We start from the raw sequence: 20,566 nt of genomic DNA, 5'->3' as shown, positions 1-20,566 counted from the left end.
TGTCGCCGGCTCAGGGTGCCGCGATGGCGCCGCCCTCTGCAGGCAGCGCGGTCGGATTCGAAGGGTCGCGCGGCACTTGAGCCGGCGACCGGTCCTCCGTCTGTGGCGAGGCATCGGGCGGGTCCATGCGGCGCGGCAGCGCTTCGGGCGCCACCACCCCCATCGACACGATGTACTTGAGCGCCGCATCCACCGTCATGTCCAGCTCGATGGTGTCGGCCTTGGGCATCATCAGGAAGAAACCCGACGTCGGGTTGGGCGTGGTCGGCACATACACGCTGACGTACTCGCCTTGCAGGTGGTTTTCAACATCACCGCCCGGGCGGCCGGTCAGGAAGGCAATCGTCCACGAGCCCTCGCGCGGGTACTGCACCAGCAGCGCCTTGCGGAACGCATTGCCGTTGGACGACAGCAGCGTGTCCGACACCTGCTTCACGCTCGAATAGATGGGGCCGACCACGGGAATGCGGCCCACGAGCGCTTCCCACCACAGCACCAGTTTCTGGCCGATGAAGTTGTGCGCGAGCACGCCCACGATCAGGATGAACGCCAGCGTGAGAATGGCCCCCACGCCGGGAATGCGCCGCCCGAACAGCTGATCCGGCTGCCATGCCGACGGCAGCAGCGCCAGGCTCTGGTCCATCGTACCGATGATGAGCGACAGCACCCACAGCGTGATCGCGAGCGGGACAAGCACCAGAAGACCGGTCAGGAACCATGTCTTGAGTGCGCTGGTTTTCTGTTTCATGGGCGATGGACCAAAAGGTAAGCGATGCAATCAGTGGCAAGCGCAGGACGTGCCGCAGCCACCGGACGCAGCCGGCGCGCTGGCACTGGACGACACGCTGTCCGACGACGCGGCCGGCGCAGCGGCATCCGTCTTGGCTGCCGTACCGGTACCCGCCGCCGCAGCCGATGCACCGCCCGAGCCGCCACGGAAGTCCGTCACGTACCAGCCCGAACCCTTGAGCTGGAAGCCGGCAGCGGTGAGCTGCTTCTTGAACGCCGGCGCGCCGCATGCGGGGCAATCCGTCAGCGGCGCGTCGCTCATCTTCTGCAGCACATCTTTGGCGTGGCCGCAGGCGTCGCATCGATAAGCATAAATCGGCATGGTGTCCTCACCCTGGAACAAACAAATGACAAGAAAGCGATTGGATTGCCCGCTCATCCCGCGAACGTGTTGCGGGAAATGCGCACGGGCTCTCGCAAGATTGGGGCAACCGCGTGCCACACAAGTGCGGGCGCGCAAAGCCTTGAATTATAAACCCTTTTAGGAGAATCCCCGACCGCAGATTGGGAGCAGGCGATGGCGGTATGCGACAAAGTGGCACACCGCGCACGCCCGCAACGAGACGCTCAGGCTTGCGTGACCGCCTTGGTGGTCGGCGCGCGGTTCGCGATCCACTGTGGTCCGAGAGAGCCCAGGACCATCGCGCCAAAGCTGGCAAGGAGGCCAACCAATTGTGGCGGGAGCATCGCATTCGGCTGGAACGCTTCGCACCAGATCCACGCCGCGAGGCCCAGGATGATGGCCAACAGACCGCCCTGCTTGGTCGCGCGCCTCCAGAACAGGCCGAAGGCCAAGGGCACGAACGCGGCCACCAGCGTCACCTTGTAGGCGCTTTCGACCATGTGGAAGATCGACAGATGCGAGTTCAGCGCAAAGAGCGTCACCAAGACCGTGAACGTCAGCACCACTGCCTGCATCACGCGCAGGAAACGCTTGTCGTCCATGTTGGGCAGCAGCGGACGCAGCACATTTTCGGCGAACGTCACGGAGGGCGCCAGCAGCGTCGCGCTCGCGCAGCTCTTGATGGCTGAGAGCAGCGCACCGAAGAACATCACCTGCGCGAAGATCGGCGCATGCTGCAGCACCAGGTTCGGCAAGATCATCTGCGAATCGGTATCGATGTATTTCGCGACCATCTCCGGGTCGATGAGCGTGGCCGAATACGCCAGGAACATCGGTACGAACGCGAACATGAAGTACAGCACGCCGCCCAGCACCGAAGCCGTGCCGGCGATGCGCTCCGTGCGCGATGACGTCACCCGCTGGAATACGTCCTGCTGCGGGATCGAGCCGAGCATCATGGTGATCCACGCCGTCACAAAGCCGATGACCTCGATCGGGTTGAACGCCGGCCAGAACGAGAACTTGCCCGAAGCCGCGGCGTGCGCCACCACCGCGCCCACACCACCGGCCTGGCCCGACACTTCCCAGCCGATGTACAGCATGCCGATCACGATGATGATCATCTGGATGAAATCCGTCACCGCCACCGACCACATGCCGCCAAACAGCGTGTAGACCAGCACGCTGCCCGCGCCGATCATCATCCCGAGGTCTTGCGAAACCGCGCCGTCAGACACGGTGTAGAACACCAGCCCCAGCGCCTTGATCTGCGCTGCCACCCAGCCCAGGTACGACACGACGATGCACAGGGTGGTCAGCGTTTCGGCCACGCGGCCAAAGCGGTTGCGATAGAAGTCACCAATGGTGAGCAGGTTCATCCGGTACAGCGGCTTGGCAAAGAACAGACCCACCAACACCAGGCACAGCGACGAACCGAACGGATCGGCCACCACACCGTGCAGGCCATCCTTGAGAAATTCCGCGGGAATCCCGAGCACCGCCTCGGAGCCGAACCAGGTGGCGAACACCGTGGCGGTCACGACGTAGAACGGCAGACTGCGGCCAGCCACGGCGAAGTCGGCGGTACTGCGCACGCGCAGTGCAGCCCACAGGCCGATCCCGACCGAAATCACCCAGTAAACAATGACAAACCAGATCAGCATGGCAGCGCGGAAAGAAGCAGGAAAACCCATGGTGGCCCGGTTTTGGGCCCAGGGGTGCCGGGCAAAGTGGCCGGATTATAGCGATGGGACTGCGCGCCGGGGCATCGGTGCGACCACGAATGCCGCCCGGTTTGCCAGATTCTTGGGCGACGGCCCGCAACGGGCGCCAGTAGGCTTTTTGTTGACCACGGCTCATGTTGCTTCGCACCAACACTGACCGGGTAGACAGATCAATCAGCGCGGCGCCGCCAGACTTGCCAACGCTCGCGCCCGGCAAACACCGGAATCGAGTCGGTTTCGGCGATCGGCATATCGCTGATGCGTTCGAACGCAGGCGACAGCAGCGCATCCAGCTCAGGCTGCGTGGTCTCGAACGGCGGCCCCTTGGGCATCGCCTCACGGCCTTCCACCACGGCAAAGAAGCCCGCAAGCAACCCGCGCGGCGGTAGCAATTTCGCCACCTGCGCGGCGTAGTCGGGCCACAGCCGACGCGGCATCGCACACAGAAATGCGCGTTCGTAGATCCAGTGCACCGGGCGAGGCGGCGAAAAGCGGAAGAAATCGGCCAATTGCACCGCGTCGGCGTGCGGGCCCAGCACGGCCCTGGCCGATGCCACGGCGCTCGGTGCAAAGTCGATCGCCGTGACCGGCCAGCCGCGCTCGGCAAGCCAGCCGGCCTCGTAGGCGTTACCGCAACCCGGGATCAGCGTAGAAAGCGGCGCAGGCTGCGCTTCACAGAATTGCTGGAATGCGGCAGGCACGCCGGCGGCATCCCATGGGGTGTGCTCGCGGCTGAACCGCTCGTCCCAGAAGGCGGGATCGGCGGCGTCACGGGATTGGAAGACGGGCGGTTGGGCCATGGCGCTGGGAAAGTGAAGGCGGATCAGTAACGGGCCATCCAGGCCAGCACATGCGTCGCGACAATGCCGACCGCGAAGCCACCGATGAACAGCAGCGCGGCGGACAACAGCCGGTTCGTGCGCTTTTGCTCGGCAAGCAGCGCGGTGAGCGCCGCAGTTTGCGCATTGCCGTCCTCGCGGGAGTGGCGATCCAGAATCTGGTGCACCAGACGCGGGAAGTCCGGCAGCTTGTTGGCCCATTGCGGCGCCTCGACCTTCAGTCGCTCGACAAAACCGCGCCAGCCGATCTGCTCGTGCATCCAGCGCTCGAGGAAGGGCTTGGCCGTCTTCCACAGGTCCAGATCGGGATCGAGCTGGCGCCCAAGGCCTTCCACGTTGAGCAGCGTCTTCTGCAGCAGCACGAGCTGCGGCTGCACTTCCACGTTGAAGCGGCGCGAGGTCTGGAACAGCCGCATCAGCACCAGGCCAAGCGAGATCTCGCCCAGCGGCCGATCGAAATACGGTTCGCAGCATGCGCGGATGGCGCCTTCCAGCTCTTCCACGCGCGTCTCTTCCGGCGCCCAGCCGGACTCGATATGCAGCACCGCCACGCGGTGGTAGTCGCGCTGGAAAAACGCCAGGAAGTTCTGCGCGAGGTAGTTTTTGTCGAACTCCGACAGCGCCCCGACGATGCCGAAATCCAGCGCGATATAGCGGCCCAGCGTCTCGGGTGCCACGCTCACGAGGATGTTGCCCGGGTGCATGTCGGCATGGAAAAAGCCGTCGCGAAAGACCTGCGTGAAGAAGATCTCCACGCCGTCGCGGGCGAGCTTGTGCATGTCGACACCGGCGGCACGCAGCTCTTCGGTATGCGAGATCCGCATGCCGTGCATGCGCTCCATCACGAACACTTCAGACGTGCACCAATCCCAGAACACCTCGGGCACCAGCAACAGATCGGACTTGGCAAAATTGCGGCGCAGCTGGCTGGCGTTGGCCGCCTCGCGCATCAGGTCCAGCTCGTCGTGCAGGTACTTGTCGAACTCGGCGACCACCTCGCGCGGCTTCAGGCGCTTGGCGTCGGCCCACAGCTTTTCGATCCAGGTAGCGAGATCCCGCATGAGCGCGAGGTCGCTGTCGATCACAGGCAGCATGCCCGGGCGCAAGACCTTGACCGCCACCTCGCGACCATCATAGGGGCCGCCGCGCAACGTGGCGAAATGCACCTGTGCAATCGACGCGCTCGCCACGGGGTGATGATCGAAACGATGGAACAGCGCCGAGAGCGGCTTGCCGAGCGATTTCTCCACGATGGCGGCGGCCACCTTCGGGTCGAACGGCGGCACACGATCCTGCAGCTTGGCCAGTTCGTCGGCCACATCTGGCGGCAGCAGATCGCGCCGCGTCGACAGCACCTGCCCGAACTTCACGAAGATGGGCCCAAGCTGCTCCAACGCCAGGCGCAGGCGCTCGCCACGCGGGAGTTTCGGCTTGCGGCCCAGCGTGAGCAGCCAGACCAGCGCGCGAATGCGGCGGCTCTTGAAGCCCGACAACGCGAGCTGATCCAGCCCGTAATAGAGGATGACGAAAACGATCTTGCCCAGCCGGAAGAAGCGCGTCATGCCGATTCACCCTGACGTGCGGTCCGGGTGGCCGGTCGCGGGAGCTTTTCGAGCCGCTCCAGCCGTTTGACCAGACGCGCTTCGGCGTCACGCAGTGCGGCCACATCGGCGGCGAACTGCGCAAGGCGCGCATGGCGCACCAGCGTCGGTTGCTCATCGGTCAGGTACGACGCCACCGATTCCGCCAGCGAACGGCTGACGCGCGTGGCTTCGGTGCGGGCGGCCTGGGCGCCGCTCACCATGCGCTGCGCGATCACGTCGCCAAACACACGCGAGAGGTCTTCGGCCGCATCCCAGCGCAGGTTGCGCAGCAGTGTCGACAGTACGTTGGCAAATTCGGCCTCGCCCTCGATGCGCACGTGCTTGAGCACGGCGGCCTGCCCGCCCGTGGCGTAATCGCCGGCAGCGGCCGCGAGCGGCACGACAACGGTCACAGCCGGTTCAACATCAGGCGCGGGAGCGGTCACCAGGCCGGCGGCGTCCACCTGCAACGTCATCGACATGGGCGCCAGGTCAAAGCGCGCCACGCGGCCCGCGAAGGGCCGCAACGTCTCCTGCGCCCAGGGCTCCTGGCGCAGCAGATGGTTGAGCGCGAGCAGCAGCGGCTGCATCAGCACGAGCGGAAACGAAGACGGAGACGAAGTGGCTGTCGAGGACATGCGGTGACGGTGCGCAAAAACAGCAAGAAAGCAGCAAAAAGCGGGCTAGCGGCGGGCAACAAAAAGGGCCCGAACCAGACGGTCGGGCCCTATTTTACGGGGAATGTTGAAACGGCCGTTTGCGCCGCTTCAAGTTGTTACGGCATCACTGCAACTGCTGAATACCCGCCAACACCCAGCCGCCTGCGCCCCGCGTCGGCTTGGTCAGGTTCCAGACCTCGGCAAACGGCTGTGCAGGGGCGTTGGCTTCTTCGCGAATCATGCCGGAGAAGCGCACGCTCGCGAGGTACTCGGCGGCCTGCGTTTCGATGCCCAGCATTTCGGCTTCGACCGAGACCACGTCGGTCTTGTTGGGCGAAGTGCCGCGGTCGGCCAGGTCCATCTTGATCTCGGCAAACATCTCGGGCGTGGTGAACTCCCGGATGTCGTTGAGATTGCCCGCGTCCCAAGCGGCCTGGAGGCGGATGAAGTACACCTTGGCGTTGCGCAGGAAGGCTTGCGTGTCGAAATCTGCCGGCACGCCCCACGGCTGCTGCGGTGCGGCTGCAGCAGGCTGAGCGTTGACGGCCTGCGCGCTCGCAGCCGAACCACCCAGGTTCCACGACTGTGCGGCGGTTGCCGCGCCGGCGCCGAGGCCCGACGTGTTGCCGGTGTTGAGCGATGCGGCCGCCGGAGCAGAAGCCTGCGGGGCCGGTGCGGCAGGTTGCGGCACGTACGGTTCACGGTCGCCGCCCAGCGACGGGCCACCCGTGGCATAGGCAGGGCCTTGCGGACGGCTGCCGCGGACCTTGCGGATGATCCACATCACCACAAAGGCGACGAGTGCGATCAGGATTAGGTTCGACAGCAACGAGGCGAGGCCCGCGCCCAGACCGAACTTCGACAGCAGATAACCGATACCCAGACCGGCAGCCAGGCCGCCCAGCATGCCGCCCCAGTTACGTCCGGGCTTTGCGGCCGGTGCGCCCGGAGCCGGTGCGGCCGGTGAAGGTTGCGCGGCCGGTGCGGCCTGCTGTGTCGGCGACGGCGTTGTGGCCGGCGGCGTCTGTTGGCGTTGCGTCACGGTGGACGACTGCTTGCCGATGCTGCGGCTGCCACCCATACGCTTGGCGTTGGCATCGATTGCCGTGCCCAGTGCGAGCGTCGCGACCAGCGCGCCCGCCATCAATTTTCCACCCCAGTGCAAACTCATCGCTGTCTTCTCTCCAGTCGCAGTGACGCCATTAGATGAAGACGTCAACGCCGAAATTCAATGTGAAGGATCGTGGCATATCGCCGCAGCGCGCTGCATCGCCCATCTGGTGGAACCACGAAAACACCTAGAGGCGACGGCCGACGTGCAGAGCCACGACACCTGCTGTCAGATTGAAGTATTCGACCGAGTCCAATCCGGCCTGTTCCATCATCTGCTTGAGCGTTTCCTGATCCGGGTGCATGCGGATGGACTCGGCCAGGTAACGATAGCTCTCGGGGTCGCCCGCCACTTTGCTGCCCAACCAAGGTAGCACCTTGAACGAGTACACGTCGTAGGCCTTCTCCAGTGGCTGCCACACCTTGGAGAACTCCAGCACCATGACCTTGCCCCCTGGCTTCACCACACGACGCATTTCCGCGAGCGCGCGATCCTTGTGCGTCATGTTGCGCAAGCCGAATGCCACTGTCACCACATCGAAGTAAGCATTCGGAAAGGGAATGTGCTCGGCGTCGCACAGGGCGGTGGGGGTGAGCACGCCAGCATCGAGCAGCCGGTCACGGCCGACGCGCAGCATCGACTCGTTGATGTCGGTCAGCCAGACCTCGCCGGTCGGACCTGCCTGGCGCGCGAAGGCCTTCGCCAGATCACCCGTGCCGCCAGCGATATCGAGCACCTTGTAGCCCGGCCGCACTGCTGCCTGGGCAATGGTGAACATTTTCCACACGCGGTGCAGGCCGCCGGACATCAGGTCGTTCATCACGTCGTACTTGCTCGCGACGGAATGAAACACGCCGGCAACCTTGCCGGCCTTTTCCTGCTCATCGACCTGCTGGAATCCGAAGTGGGTTTGGCTCATGACAGAAAGGGATGCGGATGCAGCGCACAGGGGCGCCGCGAAATGAATCGGGAATCAGTGACTGTGGCCGCAGGCGTGGCCGGCGTTCTCTGCCATCGGAGCGTCGCGGTCGACGCCGGCAGCAGCCAGGCGATCGAGATAGGCCTGCCACAGCGCGCCGTGCTCAATGCCGAGGCGGTACAGGTAGGCCCAATCGAAGATGCCGGAATCGTGGCCGTCGGAGAACAGCGGCCGGATCGCGTAATTGCCCACCGGCTCGACGCCGACGATGCCCACCTCGCGCTTGCCGGTCTGCAGCACTTCCTGGCCGGGCCCATGCCCCTGCACTTCGGCCGACGGCGACAGCACGCGCAGGTATTCGAACGGCAGGCTGAACTGCTTGCCATCAGCAAAGGCGATCTGTAGCACACGCGATTGCGTGTGCACGGTGATGCCGGTGGGGTGCGGGGTGTCGGCGGAAAGTCCAGCCATGAAAACGTCTCGTCGAGTCAAAAACGGTGTTTCAGGAAGCCGCCAGCGCCATGTGCGCAGGCTCTTCCACCACCCGATAGCTTACCGCAGTCAACGGATCGCCCTCGGGGATGTAGCGCAGGCGGCGATGGTGGAATCGTGCCACGGTGCTGCGGTGCGCCACGCTGACGATGGTCACATCAGGCATCGATTCGAGCATCAGGCTGTACATGAAGGCCTCGGTGTCTTCGTCGAGCGCGCTGGTGGCCTCGTCGAGGAAGAGGTAATCCGGGCGCTGCAGCAACGCACGTGCAAAAGCGAGGCGCTGCTGCTCGCCCGGGGACAGGCGCAGGCTCCAGTTGCTGACCTCGTCCAGCAGATCAACCAGTGCCGGCAATCGGCATGCGTTCAGCACCTGGGTCAGACGCTCAGCGGTGTACTGGGTGGCCAAATCCGGATACGACAGCGCATCGGCCAGCGTGCCCGACGGCAGGTAGCTGCGCTGCGGCAGGAACAGTACGCGGGCACCGTCCGGCACCTCGATGCGGCCACTGCCATACGGCCAGATGCCGGCCACGGCGCGCACCAGCGTGCTTTTGCCGCAGCCCGACGGGCCGCTGACGAGTACGCGCTCACCGCGTGCGAGCGTCATGTCGAAGGGTTCGACCAGCAAGTCTTCGGGCTTGCGGTTCGGCAGGTTCAGCGCGAGGCCGCGGGCTTCGATGGCGGGTACGGCGGCCGTTTCGACCTCGACATCGCGCACGCCGGCGCGGTGCTCCTCTTCTCGCTCGGCGGCGCGGATGGCGCGCTGGAATTCGATCAGACGGTTGGTGGAGGCTTTCCAGGTGACGAGCGTGCGGTAGTTCGTGACAAACCACGACATCGCATCCTGTACCTGGCCGAACGCCGTGGCGACCTGCATCATTCCGCCCAGCGTGAGCGTGCCGCCAAAGTAGCGCGGCGCCGATACCAGAAAGGGAAAGATGATGGCGAACTGCGCATAGCCGGAGCTGGCGAAAGTCAGGCGCCGCGTGTAGTCCATCAACTGGTTCCAGTTGGTGCGGATGCGTTCGAAACGGCCGCGCAGGATGGCTTTTTCGGTCGGCTCGCCGCGGTACAGGGCGATGCTTTCGCTGTTCTCGCGCACGCGCACGAGCAGGAAACGGAAGTACGCCTCGTAACGTTCCTGCTGGAACGACAGCCCGATCAGCGGCCGCCCCACGAAGTGGATGAGAACTGAGCCCACGATCGAGTACAGCAGCGCAAACCACACCATGTAGCCGGGAATCACGAAGTCGTGTCCGCCCAGGCTGAACGCCAGCGGCCCCGACACCGCCCAGAGGATGCCGAAGAACGACACCAGCGTCACAGCTGAATTCAGGAAACCCAGCGCCAAGGTGAGCGTCGCATCGGTGAAGTTGCGCAGGTCGTCGGCGATCCGTTGGTCGGGGTTGTCAGCGCTGTGCGTTTGTTCCAGGCGGTAGAACGCCTGCTTGCTGAGCCAGTCGTCGAGGAAGCTACCGGTGATCCACGTCCGCCACCGCATCTGCAGCATCATCGAGTAGTACAACCGCATGATGGAGCCAAAGATCAGCAACGCGGCAATCCATGAAAAGCGGCCCAGTTGCGTCCAGAATTCGCCGTAGTTCTTCTGCTCGAGCGCATTGTAGAAAAGCCGATTCCAGTCCGTGAACAGCACGTTCATGTAGACCAGAAACAGGTTCAGGGCGACCACCAGTGCAAGCAGCCCCCAGGCCTTGTGGCGGTCTTCCGAAAACCAGTACGGGCGGATCAGCTGCCAGGTCTCCGAGAGATTCAGCCGTCCATGGTGAACGGTCAGTTCGGAGATGGAATCCTTGTGGGAATCCGGCGTAGCGGCGGTGCGCGGTGTCGTCATGGCGAGGGCGTTGGCGCAACAGAAAAGGAATCAGACGTCGTGCGCGCCACAGGGGTTCCGCACAGGACGCGGCGATGCATTATCAGGGTTCCCCGGCGCTACCGCCGACCGGGCTCACGCGTCGGCTAGCGCCGCTTGGAGTGCGTACGACAGCGCCGGCAGCTTGGCCGTGATCTCGGCCATGCGCTCGTTATCGGGCGCGCGCTGCTCGGGCCCCCACACGGCTTCTGGAAAATGCGTGTCCCACCGATAGCGCGGGATGACGTGCCAGTGCAGATGCGGCACGAAATTGCCGAAGCTGGCGAGGTTGACCTTGTCCGGGGCCAGTTCGGCGCGCAGCACACGCTCAACGCGGGCGACGAGTTCCATCAGCCAATGGCGATCGTTATCGGACAAATCGGTCTGTTCGGCCACGTGGTCGTTCCAGATGACACGGCAGAAACCCGGAAAGCGCGCGTGCTCGACCAGCACCACGCGCGCTTTGGCGTTACGCCAGACGGGCTCGCCGCCGTCCGCCTCGCATAGCGCGCAGCCGGGCGCCCGTTCGGTCATCGTCACACCAGAACCCGCTCGATGCCGCCGGCATTGGCCTGTGCAACGTAGTCCTGCAGCCAGGTCTCGCCGAGCACGTGACGCGCCATCTCGACCACGATGTAGTCAGCCTGCACCGAAACATCTTCGGTGTAGCGCGACAGGCCCTGCAGACACGCCGGGCAGCTCGTGAGGATCTTCACGTCGCCGTTGAATGCCTCGCCGCCCTGGCCGCTGGTCTGGCCAAGGCTACGCAGCTTGTCGGCCCCCTTCTGCATCTCCTCTTCCTTGCGGAAGCGGACCTGCGTGGAAATGTCGGGGCGCGAAATCGCCAGCGTGCCCGACTCGCCGCAGCAGCGATCGTTCTTCTCGATCGCGTGGGTCTGGCCATCCGCGCCGATGTTGCCGCCCATCAGCTGGTTGACCAGCTTGGTGGGGTCCATGGTCTTGATCGGGGTGTGGCAAGGGTCGTGGTACATGTACCGCGTGCCTTGCACACCGTCGATCTTCACGCCCTTCTCCAGCAGGTATTCGTGAATGTCGATGATCCGGCAACCCGGGAAGATCTTGTCGAATTCATACCCGGCCAGCTGGTCGTAGCAAGTGCCGCAGCTCACCACCACCGTCTTGATGTCGAGGTAGTTGAGCGTGTTGGCCACGCGGTGGAACAGCACGCGGTTGTCAGTGACGATCTTCTCGGCCTTGTCGAACTGGCCGGTGCCGCGCTGCGGATAACCGCAGCACAGGTAGCCCGGCGGCAGCACCGTTTGCACGCCGGCGTGCCACAGCATTGCCTGCGTGGCCAGGCCCACCTGCGAGAACAGCCGCTCCGAGCCGCAGCCCGGGAAGTAGAACACCGCTTCGCTGTCGGGCGTGGTCGCCTTCGGGTTGCGGATGATCGGGACGATCTCGTTGTCTTCGATGTCCAGCAACGCACGCGCGGTCTTCTTGGGCAGGTTGCCCGGCATCTTCTTGTTGATGAAGTGGATCACCTGCTCGCGCACCGGCGGCTTGCCCACCGTGGCGGGCGGACGTGCGGTCTGCTTCTTGGCGAATTTCTTCAGGATGTCGTTGCCCAGACGCTGCGCCTTGTAGCCCCAGTCAAACATCACCTTGCGCGTGAAGTTGATGGTCTCCGGGTTAGTCGCGTTCAGGTAGAACATCGCCGCTGCGGTGCCGGGGTTGAACTTCTTCTGCCCCATCTTGCGCAGCAGGTTGCGCATGTTCATCGATACATCGCCGAAGTCGATCTTGACCGGGCACGGCGTCACGCACTTGTGGCAGACCGTGCAGTGGTCGCCCACGTCGGCAAACTCTTCCCAGTGTTTGACCGACACGCCGCGGCGCGTCTGTTCTTCGTACAGGAAGGCCTCAATGAGCAGCGAGGTCGCAAGAATCTTGTTGCGCGGGCTGTACAGCAGGTTGGCGCGCGGCACGTGCGTGGCGCACACCGGCTTGCACTTGCCGCAACGCAGGCAGTCCTTGATCGACTCCGAGATGGCGCCGATGTCGCTCTGCTGCATGATGATCGACTCGTGCCCCATCAGGCCGAACGACGGCGTATAGGCGTTGCGCAGGTCGGCGGCCAGCCCTTGCGGATCATTGATGTCGCGCAGCAGCTTGCCCTTGTTGAAGCGGCCGTTCGGATCGACGCGGCGCTTGTAGGCAGCAAAGTCGGCGATCTCTTCGTCGGTGAGGAATTCCAGCTTGGTGATGCCGATGCCGTGCTCGCCTGAAATCACGCCGTCCAGTGAACGCGCCAGCGTCATGATGCGGGCCACCGCCTTATGGGCGTCCTGCAGCATGTCGTAGTCATCCGAGTTGACGGGGATGTTGGTGTGCACGTTGCCGTCGCCGGCGTGCATGTGCAGCGCGACGAACACGCGGCCGCGCAGCACTTTCTTGTGGATCGCCTGCGCCTCGTCGAGGATCGGCTTGAACTCGCCGCCGTTGAAGATTTTGCGCAGCTCGGCACGGATCTCCGCCTTCCACGACACGCGGATCGTCCGATCCTGCAGCAGGTGGAACAGGTTGGCGTCAGGCTGATTCACCAGACGGTCATCGATGGTCTGCGCGAGGTAGCCCAGGCCAACGCCGATGAGGCTCGCGCGCGCCGTGGTAACGGGCGTGTCCAGATGATCCAGCAGGTATTGCCAACGTGCACGCGTGGCACGCAGCAGTTGCTGCGCCTGTTGCACGCGGTCTTCCAGCAGTTCGGCGCTGGGGATCTCGTTGGCATCGTCGGTGCGGCCCAGCGGCAGGTTGCTGCCGGCAAAGAAATCGAGCAGCGCGTCGGTCAGCTTGAGCTTGCTCTTGATCGAGAGCTCGATGTTGATGCGCTCGATGCCGTCGGTGTACTCGCCCATGCGATTGAGCGGAATCACCACGTCTTCATTGATCTTGAAGGCGTTGGTGTGCTTGGCAATCGCTGCCGTGCGCGAGCGGTCGAGCCAGAACTTCTTGCGTGCCTCGGGGCTTACGGCCACGAAACCTTCGCCGCTCTTGCCGTTGGCCAGGCGAATCACCTCCGACGTGGCGCGCGCCACGGCGTCATCGTCATCCCCGACGATGTCGCCGATCAGCACCATCTTCGGGAACGCGTTGCGCTTGCTCTTGGTGGCGTAGCCGACCGCGCGCAGGTAGCGCTCGTCCAGGTGTTCCAGGCCCGCGAGGATCGCGCCGCCGGGTTTCTTGGTCTCGGCGTCGAGGTAATCCTTGATCTCGACGATGCTGGGGATCGCGTCGCGTGCCTGGCCGAAGAACTCCAGGCACACGGTGCGGATCGACTTGGGCATGCGGTGCAGAATCCAGCGCGCGCTGGTGATGATGCCGTCGCAGCCTTCCTTCTGCACGCCGGGCAGGCCCGCCAGGAACTTGTCGGTGACGTCCTTGCCGAGGCCTTCCTTGCGGAACTTGCGGCCTTCGATGGTCAGCGTCTCGGTGCGCAGCAGCTTGGCGCCGACCGGCGCGTTGCCGTCGAACCACTTCAGCTCGAAGGTGACGACCGGCGCATCGTGGATCTTGCCCAGGTTGTGATTGAGGCGCGTGACTTCGAGCCAGTTGCCGTCCGGGTCAACCATGCGCCACCAGGCGAGGTTATCCAGCGCGGTGCCCCACAGCACCGCCTTCTTGCCGCCCGCGTTCATGGCGACGTTGCCGCCGATGCACGACGCGTCGATCGAGGTCGGGTCCACGGCGAAGACGAGGCCGGCCTTTTCCGCCGCATCGGCCACGCGGCGCGTGACCACGCCGGCGCCCGAATAGATGGTCGCCACGGGATGGTCAACGCCCGGCAGGTCGGTCATCTCAACCGCATCCAGGCGCTCGAGCTTTTCCGTATTGATGACGGCCGAGAACGGCGTGAGCGGCACGGCGCCGCCGGTATAGCCGGTACCGCCTCCGCGCGGGATGATGGTCAGACCCAGTTCGAAGCAGCCCTTGACGATGCCGGCGATCTCTTCTTCCGTATCAGGCGTGAGCACGACGAACGGATACTCGACCCGCCAGTCGGTGGCGTCTGTCACGTGCGACACGCGCGACAGGCCGTCGAACTTGATGTTGTCCTTCGCGGTGACGCGGCCGAGCACTTTCTGGGCGCGGCGGCGCAGGTCGTACACCTGGGCGAATTCTTCCTGGAATGCCTTGACGGCGCGGCGGGCATGCACGACCAGTTGCTCGACCTTGCTGGCGCGCTCGTCACCCACGGGGTCGTGGTGCGAATCGTGGTCGGCCACGCGGCGCTTCTCGATCTCCGCCAGGCGGTGATTGAGTGCGTCGATCAGCATCTGCCGGCGCTTCGGGTTGTCGAGCAGGTCGTCCTGCAGATATGGGTTGCGGCGAACTACCCACACATCGCCCAGCACTTCGTACAGCATGCGTGCCGACCGGCCGGTGCGACGCTCGGCCCGCAGTTCGTCCAGAATCTGCCACGCAGACTCGCCCAGCAGACGGATGACGATTTCCCGATCCGAGAACGAGGTGTAGTTGTAGGGAATCTCGCGCAGCCGGGGCGCAGCGTCCTGCGCCGTGAGTTTGGCGTCGATCAGAAGTGGGGCATTCATGGCGTGCCGCTCGGGAGGGAGGGCGCGGCAAAGAGGGCTCAAGCCGCGCGGTCTTTAAAGGGCGATTGTACTGCAACGCGCGCCGTTGATGCGTCGCAGCAACGGTATCCCTGCCGGTGATATGGGCGGCAAAACCATCGCGTTTTCAATGGCTTGCGAAAAGCGCAGGCCTGATCGAGTGCGCCGAACGCCACGCAAACGTCACATCATCACGCTCTTGATCCAGCCCAGGATGCCGTGCCAGAAGCCGTCGGGCAAGGTCATGAGCGCTGCTGTCATCGCCAGATAGCGCAGGAATTTGCCGATCGCCATGTACATGACGCTCGGCCAGAACTTCAGGCGCAGCCAGCCGGCCAGCGTGCACAGCGGATCGCCGATGCCCGGCAGCCACGACACCAGCAGCGACACCGGCCCGATGCGGCGCATCCAGCGGAAGTACTTCTTGTCGAGCGGAGGTTCACGGTGGCGCTTGGGGTGCGGCACGTGATGGGCGTGCTCGACGTTGTGCTGCCGGCGGCGGCGCCCCAGGTGGTAGCGCACCAGCGCCAGCTTGGCCGCGTAGCCCATCCACCAGTCGACCACGCCGCCCAGCGTGTTGCCGAGCGTGGCGACAATGATGGCCGGCCAGAACATCTCCGGATTGAGCTTGATGTAAGCAAACACGGCGGGCTCTGAGCCCAGCGGCAAGAGCGTCGCCGAAATGAAACTGACGACGAAGATGGCGGGCAGCCCGACCTTTGGCAGGGCGAGCGTGGCAAAAAGCGTGTCGATCCACTGTTCCATGCGATCGATTGTAGAGTGCGAGCGGCCGCGGCGTCGCTTGGGGGCCGCCCTAGCCGGTCAGGCGAAGAACAGATAGGCAACAAGCACGGCGCCGATCAGCCCGACCAGGTCGGCCCACAGCCCGCAGGCCAGCGCGTAACGCGTGTCCTTGATGCCGACGCTGCCGAAATACACGGCCAGCACGTAGAACGTGGTCTCGGTCGAGCCCTGGATGATGGCGGCCAGCTTGCCCTGGAAGGAATCGACGCCGTAGGTGGTCATCACGTCGACCATCAGGCCGCGCGCGCCGGCGCCCGACAACGTCTTCATTAGCCCTACGGGCAGCGCCGGCACAAAGCGCGTGTCGATGCCGAGGTGCGCGAACAGCACGGAAAGCCCCTGCATCAGGAAATCCATGCACCCCGCCGCGCGAAACACGGCGATGCCCACGAGCACCGCCACCAGATACGGCACGATGCCGATCGCCACCTGGAAGCCGTCCTTGGCGCCATCGACAAAGGTTTCGTAAACGTTGATGCGGCGAATGGCCCCGCAGACCAGGAACGCCACGACAATGGTCAGGATGGCACCCGCGCCGATCAGGCCGATCCACGCCGCCATCTGCTGCGGCGGAAACTGGCGCAGCCACGCAAACAGCAACCCCATCGTCGCGACAAAGCCCCCGAAATACGCCAGCAGGGCAGGCTTGAACAGGTTGATCCGCTGATACCACGCCACCGCCGCGATGCCCGCGCAGAAGCCGATGAACGTGGACAGCAAGGTCGGCAGGAAGATGTCAGCCGCATTGAAACCGACCAGGCCCTGCTTGACGGCCATGGCCTGGCGGATGGCGATGACGGAGGTGGGCACCAGCGTCACCCCCGCTGTGTTGAGCACCACGAACATCAACTGCGCATCGCTGGCGCGTTGCGGCTGCGGATTGATCTGCTGCAGCTCGCGCATGGCCTGCAGGCCGAGCGGCGTGGCGGCGTTATCCAGCCCGAGCACGTTGGCCGACACGTTCATCATCATCGCGCCGTTGGCGGGGTGGCCGGCGGGCACGGAAGGAAACAGGTGCCGCATCAGCGGGTTCACGAGGCGCGCGAACAGATCGACCACGCCGGCGCGCTCGCCCACGCGCATGATGCCCAGCCACAGCGCCATCATGCCGGTCAGGCCGATCGCGATTTCGAAGCCGGTGCGCGCGGCATCGAACATGCCGGTCAGCATGCGGGAGAAGACTTCCATGTCGCCCTGCACCACCTGCACGCATGCGGTAACGAAGGCGACAAGAAAGAAGGCGAGCCAGACGAGATTCAGGGCCACGGGGGTTGCGCGTTGGGATCGGACAAGCCGGTCATTGTGCCTGCGGGGGCGTCTCGATCGGGTGGATCAGGTGAAAGTTGTCGTAGTCGACCGATGTGACGCCGCCCTCGTCGCGGATGAGGTCGGCATAGCGATGGTTCCAGCGGATCTCGTCGTGCCGCCAGGAATAGCGTGCCTGCACGGTCTGCGCAGCGGTCTCGTCGGCGCCCTCGATGGTGAGCAGCAGCAAGGCATCACCCGCAGCAAGCGATTCCGCGGTGGCGCCGTGCAGCGGGCTGGCTTCATCGATGACATGCATCATCACCCAGCCCAGCAGGAAGATCGGGTGCTCGCTGCGCTCAAGTTTCAGGTCGTGGATCTTGTAGATCGAGTAGCCCTCGGGCGAGACCTCGTCCTGCATCAGGCGCAGCCGGGCGGTGGCCTCGGCGATGACGTTCTGGCGCGCATTGGCGGCGCGCAGCATCAGCGTGGATTTGCCGTTGAGCGGCCGCACAACAACGTTGCGCGCAAACATGATCTTGGCGCGCGGGCGAGAGAAGCGGGCAAACACCAGGCCCGTCGCCATGGCAATGCCCGACATGCCGATGAAGATCTCCAGCGTGGCGATGACGTGGGCGTAGAGCGTTTGCGGGTGCATGTCGCCGTAGCCGACGGTGGCCAGGGTCTCGACGCTGAAGAAGAACGCCCCCACGAAACCCGGCGGCGACTGGTTCGCGATCGCGCCGTCGCCGAGCGAATACAGCCCCGCGAATACGGCATTGAGCGCCAGGAACAACGTGGCCAGCAGCGCAAAGAAGGTCGGCCAGTTGACCTCCAGCGCGTGGTGATAGAGGTCGCGCCAGCCCAGCGGCGGCATGCCGTAGGCGATGACGTGCTGCGTGCCGGACCAGACTTTGCGGCCCCGGCGCGCGCGCCCGGCACGCCCGGAGGAAGACGACGGGGTGTTCATGGAGGCCTCTCGCCGATGATGCGCCGTGCCCGCCCGGGTACGGCCGGGGCAGTGTACCGACCGGCACGCCAGTCCGGCAAGGCGGGCCAGGCGCCGCGTGATAGGCTTACGGGCTCTGTTCACGTCCAACCCGGTCCGCACCATGGCCATCGATTACCTCAAGAAAATCCTGACTGCGAAGGTCTATGACGTCGCGGTGGAAACCGAGCTGAAGTTCGCGCCCAACCTGTCAGTGCGCACCGGCAACCGCGTCTACCTCAAGCGCGAGGATGACCAGCCGGTGTTCTCGTTCAAGCTGCGCGGCGCCTACAACAAGATGGCCTCGCTCACGCCGGCCGAGCGCAAGCGCGGGGTAATTACGGCATCGGCGGGCAACCACGCGCAGGGCGTGGCGTTCAGCGCGGCGCGCATGGAATGCAAGGCGGTGATCTGCATGCCAGTGACGACGCCGCAGTTGAAGATTGACGGCGTGCGCTCGCGCGGCGGCGATTGGGTCGACGTTGTGCTGCACGGTGAAAGCTATTCCGACGCCTACAACCACGCCGCCAAGCTGCAGGAAAAACATGGCTACACCTTCGTTCACCCGTTCGACGATCCGGAAGTGATTGCCGGCCAGGGCACGATCGCCATGGAAATCCTGCGCCAGCATCCGCAGCCGATCCATGCGATCTTTTGCTCGATCGGCGGCGGTGGGCTGATCTCGGGCATTGCGGCGTACGTGAAGGCCGTGCGGCCGGACGTCAAGGTGATCGGCGTGCAAAGCGTGGATTCCGACGCGATGGCGCGCTCGGTGGCCGCCGGCAAGCGCGTCGAACTGAAGGAGGTGGGCCTGTTTGCTGACGGCACGGCAGTGAAGCTCGTCGGCAAGGAAACGTTCCGCCTCACGCGCGAACTCGTCGACGAGATCATCACCGTGGATACGGATGCCATCTGCGCGGCGCTCAAGGACGTGTTCCAGGACACGCGCAGCCTGCTGGAGCCGTCGGGCGCGCTGGCGCTGGCCGGCCTCAAGCAGTATGCCGAGACGCATCAGCTGAAAAACGAATCGCTCGTGGCCGTGGCCAGCGGCGCGAACATGAACTTCGACCGCCTGCGCTTCGTGGCCGAGCGCGCCGAAGTGGGCGAGGCGCGTGAAGCCGTGTTTGCCGTGACGATTCCGGAAGAGCGCGGCAGCTTCAAGCGCTTCTGCGAACTGGTCGGCTGGTCGCGCAACGTGACGGAGTTCAACTACCGCATTGCCAGCAAGGACGCCGCGCACATCTTTGTGGGCGTGCAGATTGCATCGCGCGCAGAAGGCGACAAGATTGCCGAGAACTTCCGCAAGCACGGCTTCCCGACACTGGACCTGTCGAACGACGAACTGGCCAAGCAGCACATCCGCTACATGGTGGGTGGGCGTTCGCCGCTGGCGGAAAACGAGCATCTCTACCGCTTCGAGTTTCCCGAGCGGCCGGGCGCGCTGATGAAGTTCCTCTCGAGCATGAGCCCGAACTGGAACATCAGCCTGTTCCACTACCGTAACCAAGGCGCGGATTCGAGCAACATCCTCGTCGGCATCCAGGTACCGAAGAACGAGAAGCGCGAGTTCAAGGCGTTCCTCGCCACGCTGGGCTATACCTATTGGGACGAAAGCGAGAACCCCGTCTACAGCCTGTTTTTGTGATGAGCAACCAACCCGAACATTCGCCGCTGGGCAAGACGTCCGCCTACAAGACGGAGTACGACCCGCACCTGCTGTTTCCGATTCCGCGCCAGGGCAAGCGCGACGAGATCGGCCTCGCCGCCGGCACGCCGCTGCCCTTCTTCGGCGTGGACCTCTGGAACCTGTACGAGCTGTCGTGGCTGAACCTGCGCGGCAAGCCGCAGGTGGCGCTGGGCACCGTGATCGTGCCGGCGGATTCGCCCAACATCGTTGAATCGAAGTCGTTCAAGCTGTATCTGAATTCGTTCAACCAGACGAAGGTGGCGTCGCACGAGGCGCTGCAGCAGTTGATCCACCACGATCTGTCGGAAGCATGCGGCGCGCCGGTGCAGGTGCGCATCGTCACGCAGGAAGAGTTCGCGCGGCAGAAGATGGGCGAACTCGATGGCCTGCTGCTCGACCGCCTGGACATCGAAACAGATGTCTACCAGCCCACGCCCGAGCTGCTACATGCCGATGAGGAAGAAAGCCCGGTGGAAGAAACGCTGGTGTCGCACCTGCTGAAGTCCAACTGCCTGGTGACGGGCCAGCCGGACTGGGGCAGCGTGCAGATCCGCTACGTGGGCGCGCCGATCAACCAGGAAGCACTGCTGAAGTATCTGATCTCGTTCCGCGAACACAATGAATTTCACGAGCAGTGTGTGGAGCGGATCTTTACCGACATCCTGCGCCAGTGCCGCCCGGTCAAGCTGGCCGTGTATGCGCGCTACACACGTCGCGGCGGGCTGGACATCAATCCGTTCCGCACAAACTACAACACACCGTGGCCGGACAACTTGCGTAATGCACGTCAGTAAGCGCTGACGTCGAGCAAAACACGCAAGGCGCCTTTGGGCGCCTTTTTTCTTGCCTGAGCGATCCACCAAACGGGCATTTCGGCCTCGTCCGTTTTGTGGACGCCAGCGCCCTATCGTTTCCCGC

17 protein-coding genes are annotated in these 20,566 nt (G+C 64.4%); 2 read left to right on the top strand and 15 right to left on the bottom strand.

Going from position 1 to position 20,566, the window contains the following annotated elements; translation table 11 throughout:
- Positions 1 to 10: 10 nt before the first annotated feature.
- The 15 genes from CFE42_RS18830 to CFE42_RS18760 form a co-directional block, all read right to left on the bottom strand.
- On the bottom strand, positions 11 to 748 hold the full coding sequence (locus CFE42_RS18830; RefSeq protein ID WP_004633251.1) for a DUF502 domain-containing protein: 738 nt from the start codon (positions 746 to 748) through the stop codon (positions 11 to 13).
- A gap of 30 nt (positions 749 to 778) precedes the next feature.
- Entirely contained in the window at positions 779 to 1,111 is a 333-nt protein-coding gene (locus CFE42_RS18825; RefSeq protein ID WP_004633254.1) for an FmdB family zinc ribbon protein, read from the bottom strand.
- 245 nt (positions 1,112 to 1,356) lie between these two features.
- Complete coding sequence (locus CFE42_RS18820; RefSeq protein ID WP_004633256.1) at positions 1,357 to 2,796, bottom strand: sodium:solute symporter family protein; 1,440 nt, start codon at positions 2,794 to 2,796, stop codon at positions 1,357 to 1,359.
- A 230-nt stretch (positions 2,797 to 3,026) separates the two neighbouring features.
- Entirely contained in the window at positions 3,027 to 3,656 is a 630-nt protein-coding gene (locus tag CFE42_RS18815; RefSeq protein WP_004633257.1) for a hypothetical protein, read from the bottom strand.
- Positions 3,657 to 3,679: 23 nt separating this feature from the next.
- Complete coding sequence (ubiB, locus tag CFE42_RS18810; RefSeq protein ID WP_004633260.1) at positions 3,680 to 5,257, bottom strand: ubiquinone biosynthesis regulatory protein kinase UbiB; 1,578 nt, start codon at positions 5,255 to 5,257, stop codon at positions 3,680 to 3,682.
- The gene (locus CFE42_RS18805; protein ID WP_004633261.1) at positions 5,254 to 5,916 is read right to left on the bottom strand and encodes an SCP2 sterol-binding domain-containing protein; all 663 of its coding nucleotides are present in this window, start codon (positions 5,914 to 5,916) and stop codon (positions 5,254 to 5,256) included. The genes ubiB and CFE42_RS18805 overlap by 4 nt, the downstream gene beginning before the upstream one ends.
- A gap of 145 nt (positions 5,917 to 6,061) precedes the next feature.
- Complete coding sequence (locus CFE42_RS18800) at positions 6,062 to 7,108, bottom strand: TIM44-like domain-containing protein (RefSeq protein ID WP_238563821.1); 1,047 nt, start codon at positions 7,106 to 7,108, stop codon at positions 6,062 to 6,064.
- A 127-nt stretch (positions 7,109 to 7,235) separates the two neighbouring features.
- On the bottom strand, positions 7,236 to 7,967 hold the full coding sequence (gene ubiE / locus CFE42_RS18795) for a bifunctional demethylmenaquinone methyltransferase/2-methoxy-6-polyprenyl-1,4-benzoquinol methylase UbiE (RefSeq protein ID WP_004633265.1): 732 nt from the start codon (positions 7,965 to 7,967) through the stop codon (positions 7,236 to 7,238).
- Positions 7,968 to 8,021: 54 nt separating this feature from the next.
- Positions 8,022 to 8,438 (bottom strand): DUF971 domain-containing protein, encoded by a 417-nt coding sequence (locus tag CFE42_RS18790; RefSeq protein WP_004633267.1) that lies wholly within the window; start codon positions 8,436 to 8,438, stop codon positions 8,022 to 8,024.
- Between the two features lie 31 nt (positions 8,439 to 8,469).
- Positions 8,470 to 10,314: an ABC transporter ATP-binding protein/permease gene (locus CFE42_RS18785; protein WP_004633269.1), complete on the bottom strand. Its 1,845-nt coding sequence runs from the start codon at positions 10,312 to 10,314 to the stop codon at positions 8,470 to 8,472.
- Positions 10,315 to 10,428: 114 nt separating this feature from the next.
- Positions 10,429 to 10,866, bottom strand: coding sequence for an HIT family protein (locus CFE42_RS18780; RefSeq protein ID WP_004633271.1), 438 nt, complete (start codon positions 10,864 to 10,866; stop codon positions 10,429 to 10,431).
- 2 nt (positions 10,867 to 10,868) lie between these two features.
- The gene (locus CFE42_RS18775) at positions 10,869 to 14,906 is read right to left on the bottom strand and encodes an FAD/FMN-binding oxidoreductase (protein ID WP_004633273.1); all 4,038 of its coding nucleotides are present in this window, start codon (positions 14,904 to 14,906) and stop codon (positions 10,869 to 10,871) included.
- A 201-nt stretch (positions 14,907 to 15,107) separates the two neighbouring features.
- Complete coding sequence (locus CFE42_RS18770) at positions 15,108 to 15,689, bottom strand: YqaA family protein (RefSeq protein ID WP_004633276.1); 582 nt, start codon at positions 15,687 to 15,689, stop codon at positions 15,108 to 15,110.
- 57 nt (positions 15,690 to 15,746) lie between these two features.
- Complete coding sequence (locus CFE42_RS18765) at positions 15,747 to 16,994, bottom strand: nucleoside recognition domain-containing protein (RefSeq protein WP_004633278.1); 1,248 nt, start codon at positions 16,992 to 16,994, stop codon at positions 15,747 to 15,749.
- Between the two features lie 31 nt (positions 16,995 to 17,025).
- A complete protein-coding gene (locus CFE42_RS18760) occupies positions 17,026 to 17,943 on the bottom strand; it encodes an ion channel (RefSeq protein ID WP_004633281.1) in 918 nt (305 codons plus the stop codon).
- A 142-nt stretch (positions 17,944 to 18,085) separates the two neighbouring features.
- On the opposite strand from CFE42_RS18760, the gene ilvA reads away from it, so the two are divergent.
- Both ilvA and queF read left to right on the top strand, forming a co-directional pair.
- Complete coding sequence (gene ilvA, locus CFE42_RS18755) at positions 18,086 to 19,606, top strand: threonine ammonia-lyase, biosynthetic (RefSeq protein WP_004633283.1); 1,521 nt, start codon at positions 18,086 to 18,088, stop codon at positions 19,604 to 19,606.
- Positions 19,606 to 20,442 (top strand): NADPH-dependent 7-cyano-7-deazaguanine reductase QueF, encoded by an 837-nt coding sequence (gene queF / locus CFE42_RS18750; protein ID WP_004633285.1) that lies wholly within the window; start codon positions 19,606 to 19,608, stop codon positions 20,440 to 20,442. The genes ilvA and queF overlap by 1 nt, the downstream gene beginning before the upstream one ends.
- The last annotated feature ends 124 nt before the right edge of the window (positions 20,443 to 20,566 follow it).

Source organism: Ralstonia sp. PBBBR1, assembly GCF_002256165.1.
Lineage (GTDB): Bacteria > Pseudomonadota > Gammaproteobacteria > Burkholderiales > Burkholderiaceae > Ralstonia > Ralstonia thomasii.
The sequence above is the reverse complement of the archived record's forward strand: the minus strand, read 5'-3'. Positions and strand labels throughout refer to the sequence as shown.

Coding starts and splice junctions, on each gene's coding strand:
- CFE42_RS18830 (WP_004633251.1), bottom strand. CDS start 748: ATGAAACAGAAAACCAGCGCACTCAAGACATGGTTCCTGACCGGTCTT.
- CFE42_RS18770 (WP_004633276.1), bottom strand. CDS start 15,689: ATGGAACAGTGGATCGACACGCTTTTTGCCACGCTCGCCCTGCCAAAG.
- CFE42_RS18800 (WP_238563821.1), bottom strand. CDS start 7,108: ATGAGTTTGCACTGGGGTGGAAAATTGATGGCGGGCGCGCTGGTCGCG.
- CFE42_RS18790 (WP_004633267.1), bottom strand. CDS start 8,438: ATGGCTGGACTTTCCGCCGACACCCCGCACCCCACCGGCATCACCGTG.
- CFE42_RS18760 (WP_004633281.1), bottom strand. CDS start 17,943: ATGAACACCCCGTCGTCTTCCTCCGGGCGTGCCGGGCGCGCGCGCCGG.
- CFE42_RS18785 (WP_004633269.1), bottom strand. CDS start 10,314: ATGACGACACCGCGCACCGCCGCTACGCCGGATTCCCACAAGGATTCC.
- CFE42_RS18820 (WP_004633256.1), bottom strand. CDS start 2,796: ATGCTGATCTGGTTTGTCATTGTTTACTGGGTGATTTCGGTCGGGATC.
- ubiE (WP_004633265.1), bottom strand. CDS start 7,967: ATGAGCCAAACCCACTTCGGATTCCAGCAGGTCGATGAGCAGGAAAAG.
- ubiB (WP_004633260.1), bottom strand. CDS start 5,257: ATGACGCGCTTCTTCCGGCTGGGCAAGATCGTTTTCGTCATCCTCTAT.
- CFE42_RS18775 (WP_004633273.1), bottom strand. CDS start 14,906: ATGAATGCCCCACTTCTGATCGACGCCAAACTCACGGCGCAGGACGCT.
- CFE42_RS18825 (WP_004633254.1), bottom strand. CDS start 1,111: ATGCCGATTTATGCTTATCGATGCGACGCCTGCGGCCACGCCAAAGAT.
- CFE42_RS18815 (WP_004633257.1), bottom strand. CDS start 3,656: ATGGCCCAACCGCCCGTCTTCCAATCCCGTGACGCCGCCGATCCCGCC.
- ilvA (WP_004633283.1), top strand. CDS start 18,086: ATGGCCATCGATTACCTCAAGAAAATCCTGACTGCGAAGGTCTATGAC.
- CFE42_RS18805 (WP_004633261.1), bottom strand. CDS start 5,916: ATGTCCTCGACAGCCACTTCGTCTCCGTCTTCGTTTCCGCTCGTGCTG.
- CFE42_RS18780 (WP_004633271.1), bottom strand. CDS start 10,866: ATGACCGAACGGGCGCCCGGCTGCGCGCTATGCGAGGCGGACGGCGGC.
- queF (WP_004633285.1), top strand. CDS start 19,606: ATGAGCAACCAACCCGAACATTCGCCGCTGGGCAAGACGTCCGCCTAC.